This is a genomic window from Comamonas sp. GCA5, assembly GCF_036541385.1.
Classification (GTDB): domain Bacteria; phylum Pseudomonadota; class Gammaproteobacteria; order Burkholderiales; family Burkholderiaceae_C; genus Comamonas; species Comamonas aquatica.
Window position 1 is genome coordinate 36207 of sequence record NZ_JAZHFR010000030.1, and the last position, 6633, is coordinate 42839.

At 66.3% G+C, this 6633-nt stretch carries 5 protein-coding genes and 1 pseudogene; 3 read left to right on the top strand and 3 right to left on the bottom strand.

Going from position 1 to position 6633, the window contains the following annotated elements:
* Window positions 1-115: 115 nt before the first annotated feature.
* Entirely contained in the window at window positions 116-1285 is a 1170-nt protein-coding gene (locus tag SJH88_RS09450; RefSeq protein ID WP_274754315.1) for an ABC transporter substrate-binding protein, read from the top strand.
* A 176-nt stretch (window positions 1286-1461) separates the two neighbouring features.
* Here SJH88_RS09450 and SJH88_RS09455 read toward each other — a convergent pair whose 3' ends face one another.
* The 3 genes from SJH88_RS09455 to SJH88_RS09465 all read right to left on the bottom strand — a co-directional run bounded on the left by SJH88_RS09455 (window position 1462) and on the right by SJH88_RS09465 (window position 4035).
* A complete protein-coding gene (locus tag SJH88_RS09455) occupies window positions 1462-2235 on the bottom strand; it encodes an SDR family oxidoreductase (RefSeq protein ID WP_274754316.1) in 774 nt (257 codons plus the stop codon).
* Window positions 2236-2356: 121 nt separating this feature from the next.
* A complete protein-coding gene (locus SJH88_RS09460) occupies window positions 2357-3160 on the bottom strand; it encodes an IclR family transcriptional regulator (protein ID WP_274754317.1) in 804 nt (267 codons plus the stop codon).
* A gap of 104 nt (window positions 3161-3264) precedes the next feature.
* Entirely contained in the window at window positions 3265-4035 is a 771-nt protein-coding gene (locus SJH88_RS09465) for a ferredoxin--NADP reductase (protein WP_043385586.1), read from the bottom strand.
* Between the two features lie 367 nt (window positions 4036-4402).
* On the opposite strand from SJH88_RS09465, the pseudogene SJH88_RS09470 reads away from it, so the two are divergent.
* Together SJH88_RS09470 and SJH88_RS09475 are read left to right on the top strand one after the other, a co-directional pair.
* Window positions 4403-5601 (top strand): annotated as a pseudogene (locus SJH88_RS09470) (ABC transporter substrate-binding protein).
* 93 nt (window positions 5602-5694) lie between these two features.
* On the top strand, window positions 5695-6633 hold a 939-nt coding region (locus SJH88_RS09475; protein WP_274754318.1), incomplete at its 3' end, for a branched-chain amino acid ABC transporter permease.

The following is a 6633-nucleotide window of genomic DNA, read 5'->3' on the forward strand; positions in this document are numbered from 1 at the left end:
CGCTGCGGGGCGGCCCTGGCCCGATGTCCCCCGCGAAGGTGAGCGATTTTCACTGCGCCGAGGTGCGCAGTTCTGGTTCCGCAACGCAAGACACACCACACACAAGGAGACAACCATGCGTGCATTTTCTCGACTCAATCGCCGCCAGCTGACCGGGCTGGCCCTGGCCTGTGCGGCCACCTGGGCTGCGCCGGCGATGGCGCAGGACGTGGTCAAGATCGGTTACTCGGGGCCGCTGTCGGGCGGCGCCGCGCAGTACGGCAAGAATGCGCTGGACGGCATGCTGCTGGCGGCCGACGAACTCAATGCCGCCAACCTGGAGGTGGGCGGCAAGAAGGTGAAGTTCGAGATCGTGCCGCTGGACGACAAGTACAACCCGTCGGAGACCGCCATCAACGCCCAGCGCCTGGTGCAGCAGCACAAGACGGCGGCCATCCTGGTGCCGCATTCCGGCGGCATCTTCGCGGTGCAGACCACCAACGAGCGCAGCAACTTCATCGTGCTGGCCTACAGCTCGGTGCCGCAGATCACCAACCGCGGCAACAAGCTGACGCTGCGCATCCCGCCGGAGTTCACCACCTACATCGAGCCCTTCTCCAGCTACCTGATGCAGCGCTACGGCAAGAAGGTGGCCATGGTGGGGGCCGACCACGACTACGCCAAGGCCTGGGCCGCGGCCTTCAAGCCCGGCTGGGAAAAGCTGGGCGGTAGCGTGGTGGCCGAGAACCCCATGAGCTACAACCGCGCCACCGACTTCTACAGCGGCGTCAGCAAGGCGCTGGCGGCCAAGCCCGATGTGCTGTTCGTCGGCGGGGCCTCCGAGCCCACGGCCCTGGTCGTCAAGCAGGCGCGCGAGCTGGGTTTCAAGGGCGGCTTCCTGGTCATGGACCAGGCCAAGCTGGATGAGATGGCGCGCGTCGTCGGTGGCCTGGAGGTGCTGGAAGGCGCCATCGGCGTGCTGCCCGTGTCGGCCGACCCCTCGCCCGACAACCAGGCCTTCATCGCGCGCTTCGGCCAGAAGTTCGCGGGCCGCGTGCCCGGCTCCGAGGCCCTGTGGAACTACACCGCCGTGCACGCCACGGCCAAGGCCATGCAGCTGGCCGGATCGGCCACCGATGCCAAGGCCATCCACGCCAAGCTGGATGCGGGCTACAAGGGGCTGTCGCCCCAGGTGAACCCCGGTGGCGTGTTGGGCGTGGACGACAAGGGCGGCACCCTGACCCGCGAGCGCGGCGGCGCGGTGCAGGACGGCAAGATCACCGTGATCAGTACCGACAAGAAATAAACCGACGGGTCGGTCACACCCCCCACAAAAAGCGCACCGAGGTGCGCTTTTTGTTGGGCCATCATGACCATGGAATCATCAGTAAAAAGAGCAGTTTGCGCGCGCCCAATCATGATTTCAAGGTGTTTTGTGTCTGAAATCTTTGAATGGTCAGCGCTAACCGCTCCTTTTTTCAATCAGATCAGGCTGGCGCCGCCGTCCAGCACCAGGGCCTGGCCGGTCATGTGGCGCGAGGCGTCCGAGGCCAGGTAGACGGCTGCGCCTTTCAGATCTTCTTCACCGCCAATGCGGCGCAGCGGCGCGCGGGCGATGAGCTGGTCGCCCAATTTGTCGATCAAACCGCTGGCCAGCTTGCTGGGGAAAAAGCCCGGGCAGATGGCGTTCACGCGGATGCCGTACGGCCCCCACTCGGACGCCAGGGTGCGCGCCAGGTGCACGGCGGCGGCCTTGGAGGTGTTGTAGGCCACGGTGTGCATGCCCGGTGGCGTGCCCTTGAAGGCCGCGACCGAGGCGGTGATGATGACGTTGCCCTGGCCCTTGGGAATCATCACCCGCTTGGCCACCTCGCGCGTCAGGAAGAAGGGCGCGGAGACGTTGAGGTTCATGACTTTGTGCCAGGCTGCGTCGGGGTAGTCCTCGGCCTTGGCGCCCCAGGTGGCGCCGGCGTTGTTCACCAGGATGTCGATGCTCCCCAGCTCGTCCAGCACGGCATCGACCAGCGCGGGAATGGCGTCGAACTGCTGCAGGTCGTTGGTGAAGGTGGCGACCTGGATGCCCAGGCCTTCGAGGTGGGCCTTGGCGGCGGCCAGCTCGTCGGCCTTGCGCGCCGTGATGGCCAGGCGGGCCCCCATCTCGCCCAGGGCTTCGGCCATCTGCAGGCCCAGGCCGCGCGAGCCCCCGGTGATCAGCGCGGTCTTGCCGGCCAGGTTGAACAGTTGTCGGACGCTCATGCCGTGTCTCCTTGCTTGTTGGTGTGGACTGGAGGGCCCGCAGCGCGGAACGCTCCAGCAAACATCCTAGGAGAGGCGGCGCGGCGGCGCTGTCGTCTCGGTAACTGCCGCCGGCGCGGCGCTAGGCCTGGTAGATGGCCTGCTGCAGGCGGCGCACCATGCGCTCCAGCTCGGGCCGGGCGCGGGACATCAGCAGGTCGGCGGAAATCAGCCGCGCCGGGCCGCCGCAGCTGATGGCCATCAGCGGCAGGCCACGGCCCGGCGAGAAGGCCAGGGCGATGGCGTTGACGTGCGGCAGCCAGTCGCCGAAGGAGGTGGTCAGCCAGGGGTGGGGGCGCTCCTGGTGCTGCGGCCACTGCGCCGCCAGGGGCTGGACGGCGGCCCACTGCTCCGGCGCATGGGCCTGCAGGTAATCCAGCGCCTGCAGGCGTTCCTTGACCGGACAAGCCGCCAGCCAGGCGCGGCCCACGGCCGTGGTGCCCAGCGGCAGGCGCGTGCCGATGTCCAGGTCCGAGTCCATGGGCAGCGGGCTGGGGCAGTGTTCGATGTAGACCATGCTGTGCCGGTCGCGTGCGGCCAGGGCCACCTCGGCCTGTGTCAGGTCGCACAGCTTTTGCATCAGCGGCCGTGCGATCTTGCGCACATCCAGCCCCGACAGCATGGCGCTGCCCAGGGCCAGCGTGGCCGTGCCCAGGCGGTACTTGCCTTCTTCGGGCACGTGGATCAGGTAGCCCAGCGCGGTCAGCGTGTGCGTCAGGCGCGAGACCGTGGACTTGGGCAGCCCGCAGCGGCGCGCGATGTCCTGGTTGCCCAGCAGTTTCTTGCCGGAACGAAAGCACGACAGCACCTCCAGGCCGCGTGCCAGGGCGGTGATGTAGTTGCGGTCGGGGGCGGCGGGCAGGGCCGGGTCGCGAAGGGCAGGCATGCCCTGGATTATGGAAACCCCCGGCGCGCGGCGCCACAGGGCTTTCGCCAACAAAAAGGCCCGCCGCGGCGAACCGGGGCGGGCCTTGGGCAGAGAGAGTGGGATTACTTCTCGACGAAGGCGCGTTCGATCACGAAGTCGCCGGGCGTGGTGGTGTTGCCTTCCTTGAAGCCGCGCACTTCCATCATGTGCTTCAGATCGGCCAGCATGGCGGGGCTGCCGCAGAGCATGACGCGGTCGGTCTCGGGGTTCAGCGCGGGCAGGCCCAGGCACTGGGGGAACACGTTGTTGTTGATCAGGTCGGTGATGCGGCCTTGGTTGCGGAAAGGCTCGCGCGTCACGGTGGGGTAGTAGTGCAGCTTGCCCTTGACGATCTCGCCCAGGAATTCATGCTCGGGCAGTTGTTCGAACATCTCCTGGTAGGCCAGTTCCTTGACCTCGCGCACGCCGTGCACCACGACCACGTTGTCGAACTTCTCGTAGGTCTCAGGGTCGCGCGCCACGGCCAGCCACGGGGCCAGGCCGGTGCCGGTGCCGATCAGGTACAGGTTCTTGCCGGGCAGCAGGTAGTCGATCAGCAGCGTGCCTGTGGGCTTCTTGCCGACGATGATGGTGTCACCGACCTGGATGTGCTGCAGGCGCGAGGTCAGGGGGCCGTCCTCGACCTTGATCGACAGAAACTCCAGGTGCTCCTCGTAGTTGGGGCTGGCGATGGAGTAGGCGCGCAACAGGTTCTTGCCGTCGACCTTCAGGCCGATCATGGTGAAGTGGCCGTTGGAAAAGCGCAGCGACGTGTCGCGGGTGGTGGTGAAGGAAAACAGGCGGTCGGTCCAGTGGTGCACGGACAGGACGCGTTCTTCGAGGAAAGCACTCATGATGACAAAAGACGGGTAAAGCAAAAATGGGCACAGCCTGCCCGAGCGTTAGCAGCCAGGTGGCGAACCTTGGGTGCTGCGCATATGCACAGCGGGTATAGCGGGCCGGCTTCTTATAAGGTAGACCGCTATTGTCCGAGAAATGCGGTCCCACGGGTGCGGTTGCCGTCCTAGATTTGATATGGATTAGTAATAAGCACCTGCCTGTCTGGCTTGACAAGGATTAATGCTCGGAATTAGCATAAGTGCCCGTGCACGCCGTGGTGGCACTTTTTTTTAGTCATAAATACTCAATTTGAGTATTAATTGGCGGCATCCGTCAGCAGACGCGCAGAGCTGCACCGGGTGGCGCCGTGGAGGACGACATATGCAAAAGCGCTGGGCGTTGCCCTTGATGGCCTTGGCCGCTGTTCCTGCCTGGGCGCAGGGGGTGCTCAAGATTGGGGAGGTCAACAGCTACAAGGCCATGCCGGCCTTCCTCGAGCCCTACAAGAAGGGCATGGACCTGGCGGTGCAGGAGATCAACGCCGCGGGCGGGCTGCTGGGCAAGAAGGTGGAGCTGGTGGTGCGCGATGACAACGGCAACCCCGGCGACGCCGTGCGCGCCGCCGAAGAGCTGTACACGCGTGAAAAGATCGATGTGCTGACCGGCTCTTTCCTGTCGCACGTGGGCATGGCGCTGACCGACTACGCCGGGCAGAAGAAGCGCTTTTCCTGGCCTCCGAGACCCTGACCGACAAGGTGGTGTGGGCCAATGGCAACCGCTACACCTACCGCCTGCGCGGCTCGACCTACATGCAGACGGCGATGCTGGTGCAGGAGGCCAAGAAGCTGAACAAGAAGCGCTGGGCCATCGTCTACCCCAACTACGAGTACGGCCAGTCGGCCGTGGCGACCTTCAAGCAGCTGATGCAGCAGGCCCAGCCGGACATCGAGTTCGTCGCCGAGCAGGCGCCCCCGCTGGGCAAGATCGACGCCGGCGCGGTGGTGCAGGCGCTGGCCGATGCCAAGCCCGATGCCATCTTCAACGTGCTGTTCTCGGTGGACCTGGGCAAGTTTGTGCGCGAAGGCAACACCCGTGGCCTGTTCAAGGGCCGCCAGGTGGTGGGCCTGCTGTCGGGCGAGCCCGAGTACCTGGACGCGCTGCGCCAGGAAGCGCCCGAGGGCTGGATCGTCACCGGCTACCCTTGGTACGCCATCAAGACCCCGGCGCACGATGCCTTCCTGAAGGCCTACCAGACCGCGTACAAGGACTATCCGCGCCTGGGCACCATCGTCGGCTATAACGCCATCCAGTCGCTGGCCGCGGGCATCCGCAAGGCTGGCAGCACCGACACCGAGGCCCTGATCCGCGCCTTCCAGGGCCTGCATGTGGACACGCCCTGGGGCCCCATCACCTACCGTCCGCAGGACCACCAGTCCACCATGGGCGCCTACGTGGGCAAGACCACCTACAGCAAGGAGCTGCAGCGCGGCGTGATGGTGGACTTCTACTATGCCGATGGCAAGGACTACCAGCCCTCGGACGCCGAGGTCAAAAAGCTGCGCCCCGCCAGCGCACAATAAGCCACCGGGGCGAACAGCCACCCGGGCCTGGGTGCCCGGGTGGCTTTTTCACACCTGCCACACTGCAATCCTGAGTTTGAGGAGCATTGCCGCATGAGCGCATCTGGCCTGCTGGCCCAATTGCTCAACGGGCTGGCCAGCGCGTCGTCGCTGTTCCTGGTGTCCGTGGGGCTGTCGTTGATCTTCGGGGTCACGCGCACCATCAATTTCGCGCACGGCTCGTTCTTCATGCTGGGCGCCTACCTGGCGTTCACCAGCGTCGAGACCCTGGCGCCGAGCCTGGGCTTCTGGCCGGCGCTGCTGCTGGCGCCGCTGGTCTGCGGCGTGCTGGGCGCGCTGACCGAAATGCTGCTGCTGCGCCGCATCTACCAGGCGCCCGAGCTGTTCCAGCTGCTGGCCACTTTTGCACTGGTGCTGGTCATCAAGGACGCGGCCCTGTGGCTGTGGGGGCCGGAGGAGCTGTTCGGCCCGCGCGCTGCGGGCTTCGAGGGTGCGGTCGACATCCTGGGCCGCAGCTTTCCCACCTATGACCTGCTGCTGATCGCCGTTGGCCCGCTGGTGCTGCTGGGCCTGACCCTGCTGCTGACGCGCACGCGCTTCGGCATCCTGGTGCGCGCAGCCACGCAGGACCGCGAGATGGTCGGCGCGCTGGGCGTGAACCAGGCCAGGCTGTTCACGGCGGTGTTCGCCCTGGGCACGCTGCTGGCGGGCCTGGCCGGTGCGCTGCAGCTGCCGCGCGAGCCGGCCAGCCTGGAGATGGACATGACCACCATCGGCGCCGCCTTCGTGGTGGTGGTGGTAGGCGGCATGGGCAGCATCCCCGGCGCCTTCATCGCCGCGCTGCTGATTGCGCAGATCAAGGCCGTGTGCATCTGGTTGGGCGTGCAGGAGGTGCTGGGGGTGACGGTGTCGTTCTCCAAGCTGACGCTGGTGGTGGAATTCCTGGTCATGGCCGCCGTGCTGATCTGGCGCCCCTGGGGCCTGCTGGGCCGGCCCCAGGCTCCGGCGCGCCCGGCAGGCACGCCCGAGCAG